This is a genomic window from Colwellia psychrerythraea (assembly GCF_000764225.1).
Lineage (GTDB): Bacteria > Pseudomonadota > Gammaproteobacteria > Enterobacterales > Alteromonadaceae > Colwellia > Colwellia psychrerythraea_D.
Genome location: NZ_JQED01000001.1, coordinates 1 through 1,003, shown reverse-complemented (window position 1 = coordinate 1,003; position 1,003 = coordinate 1). Strand labels below are relative to the sequence as shown.

The window sequence follows — 1,003 nt, the reverse complement described above, 5'->3', positions numbered from 1 at the left end:
AAGACTATAACGGTTTTTATCACCTTATCTTCGCTTATCGCAGATTAACACGTCCTTCATCGCCTCTAACTGCCAAGGCATCCACCACATACGCTTAGTCACTTAACCATACAACCCTAAGTAGTCTCGAAAGATAATTAGTAAGCTCGGAGACTAATCCGAACGTATTGTAAAGTCTGACATTTTCACGTACTCAATAAACCCGAAGATTTATGATGAGTTACTTGATAAAACAATTAACGTCGAGTAGACATTAACTGAGTTTTTTACTTATTAATGATAAACACTCGAGGAGAATGTTTATCGATGATACTTACGTCATTTGTAACGTTCAGCGCGACACCGTTCGTTACGACATAAATATCGGTATTTATATCAGCTTTCCAGATTGTTAAAGAACTTCAAATCAGCACGCATTCGGCATAATTTGTGGTTTAAAAAACCAAACTTAAATATAGTAAAGCGCGAATAAATTCCCGCCTACACTTAAGTTTGGTCTCTTTCTTTATAAGAAGAAAATATCCATTTGCTTTTAATCAAGGCAGTTGGTAGCGACGTGTAGTTTACTACACGAGCTGCGAACTAACGCAGAGTAAATTTAAATGGTGGAGCTAAGCAGGATCGAACTGCTGACCTCCTGCGTGCAAGGCAGGCGCTCTCCCAGCTGAGCTATAGCCCCATTTATGCTTGTTTCTTTACTTTATGACGGCGTTGCTTTCGTTTCTCAGAAAATCATGTAGTTCACTACATTCATTCCTTCTAAACTCAAGCGCCTTGTAATAAAGCAAATGAACTTCGCCTAAGACATATAATGCCTTAACGGGTTTTCTTCTTTAGTTTGTTATCATGTAATTTGTGTGAACACTCATAAAGCCGAAGCTTTCATTAAATCGCTTTACATCAAGATAAGGAGGTGATCCAACCCCAGGTTCCCCTAGGGTTACCTTGTTACGACTTCACCCCAGTCATGAAACACAAAGTGGTGACCGTCCTCCCGAAGGTT

General features: G+C 39.5%; 1 tRNA gene and 2 rRNA genes. All 3 read right to left on the bottom strand.

The features are described 5' to 3' along the window. Positions 1–108 (bottom strand): 23S ribosomal RNA (locus tag ND2E_RS23020); the annotation flags it as partial. Positions 109–603: 495 nt separating this feature from the next. Continuing rightward, positions 604–679, bottom strand: a tRNA-Ala gene (locus ND2E_RS21100). Between the two features lie 227 nt (positions 680–906). After that, positions 907–1,003, bottom strand: a 16S ribosomal RNA gene (locus tag ND2E_RS0121105); the annotation flags it as partial.